The organism is Paraburkholderia humisilvae, assembly GCF_902859855.1.
Lineage (GTDB): Bacteria > Pseudomonadota > Gammaproteobacteria > Burkholderiales > Burkholderiaceae > Paraburkholderia > Paraburkholderia humisilvae.
The window spans coordinates 1-1,365 of sequence record NZ_CADIKH010000343.1 but is presented as its reverse complement, the minus strand read 5'-3'; the positions used below and the strand labels follow the sequence as shown (position 1 = coordinate 1,365).

The 1,365-nt window shown below is 57.1% G+C and carries 1 protein-coding gene; it reads left to right on the top strand.

Annotation, left to right across the window (positions count from 1 at the left end; genetic code table 11):
- Nucleotides 1-970 precede the first annotated feature (970 nt).
- Nucleotides 971-1,216, top strand: a complete 246-nt coding sequence (locus HV796_RS42410) for a hypothetical protein (protein ID WP_175233572.1) — start codon at nucleotides 971-973, stop codon at nucleotides 1,214-1,216.
- Nucleotides 1,217-1,365: the final 149 nt, after the last annotated feature.

Sequence of the window (1,365 nt, the reverse complement as noted above, 5' to 3'; positions counted from 1 at the left end):
TTCAGGCGCTTGTCGCCCAGATCAATACCCTTGAATTCCATTGCCGCCCAACTCTCCGTCGCTTGTGCCATTCGCTCGTCACGCAAAAAACAAGAGTAAACGGCAAAACGCCGAAGTTTACAACCCACTCAGCTCAACTTGTGTGTAATGGAATGGGTTAGCGCAGGGTGGCTGCCCTTCGAGGTAATCTTAAATTTTCATTCACTCAACTTTATTGAGTTAATCAATAACTCGGTCGCGAAATTCCAGCTCGAAGAACTCTTGTGCGAGGAGCTGGATTTCAGCACGTGCCTGCCCGTTTTCCAGTTCAACCACGCCGTTGCCGGCCAGCAAGGCGTCCCTCTGTAGACCTTTCGATCGCGGATCACCGTGCCAGCCAGTTCGAGTTGCTCGAACGCACTGAGCGAGTCGCGAGCGTCTTCCACTTCGCGAATCACCGGATTCGATGGAGCCATAGAGAGGATCCCGGATGTCCTTTATCACCAGCTGTTTTCGCGATGGGTGCGGTCTATTGCGGGAACCCGCAGTCGACGGCGGGCCAGAAATCGTACCGTATGTTTTTCGGTTTCCCTGCCTTTTTCGCAGCGACGCAATCTCAATGCACGTTTCCCAACCTAGTTACAGGTCTTCCGCCCCCTACGCGGCGGATCAGAGCACACCGACCATCGCGGACAACCGACAGAACTTTGCCGGAGTGGACCCCTACGCCGGGCCCGGTTTGCAGACCCCGGGCCCAGGCCGCTCCAGCCCTTCCCCGGAACTCCAGGCCTTACCGTCGTCCTCCCCCGGCACGCCCAGTCAGTCGCCAGCGATGCAGGTTGCCGGACACGTTGCGCAGGCAGGGTCATCCTGCCGATTATTAGCGCATCCCCAGGCACCGGATCAGAACTGGGGGACAATGGCTAACATGTCTGCTGGACAAGACCAGGGAGCGAACGACCAAAGGCCGGATCTAGCCAAGAAGGCGCTCGTGGATAAAGCCTACTCAGAACAGAAGCGAGAGCAGCGTGCTCCTGGAGTCGACGTAGCCGTGATTGCCGACTTTGAGAAAAAAACGCGTGGTGTGCCCTATAAGCTCACCATCCCTCTCTACGGCCATAGTGGAATGGGAGCCTACCTGTCAAACCGGCGACTTACGGAATTTCATGAGGCGTCCTCTCATCGTTTTTACGGGACCGAAGAATGGAGCCGTGTGGTCAACGACGACACCCCCTGAGGCGTACCCGACCCGGGTGGGGGTACCGGCCGCTGCCCGGAGCTATTGTCGGATCTGGTGTATGGGGTTGAGGCGGGGAATTGAGAAGGCGGTGGCGGTTGGCTGAGAATGTTGCTTGTCGAGAGTAACAACCAGCTAACCGGAATCCA